Origin of the sequence: Salifodinibacter halophilus (genome assembly GCA_012999515.1) — a bacterium.
Lineage (GTDB): Bacteria > Pseudomonadota > Gammaproteobacteria > Nevskiales > Salinisphaeraceae > Salifodinibacter > Salifodinibacter halophilus.
The window spans coordinates 1-276 of the sequence record JABEEB010000213.1 but is presented as its reverse complement, the minus strand read 5'-3'; the positions used below and the strand labels follow the sequence as shown (position 1 = coordinate 276).

Here is a 276-nt window from a genome sequence, read left to right as displayed (position 1 = left end):
CCCGCTTGGATAGGGTGCCATCCCGAGGAACAACAGTTGCGTAACCGAGACTGGCCCACTCCCACGATTCTCAACGACCACGTACGCCTCGTCTACAATCTCTCGCTCAGTCCCGTTCCACATCCTCTTGGGGTTCTTCCGTCCGATGCCCATCTCGATAATCTGGAGGTCGGGACGGAGCGATCGTGTCGTCGTGCCGATGGTCTGGTCGTCGTTGACGGCGACGAGTTCGTAGTCGCCGGGTGTGTAGGTGGTACCGAGGTCGAAGGAGACGCG

Annotated in this window: 1 protein-coding gene; it reads right to left on the bottom strand. The window is 60.1% G+C overall.

Annotated features, from left to right (window positions below; translation table 11 throughout):
• Positions 1 to 276: hypothetical protein (locus tag HKX41_11365; protein ID NNC24730.1), on the bottom strand; the 276-nt coding region annotated here is incomplete at both ends.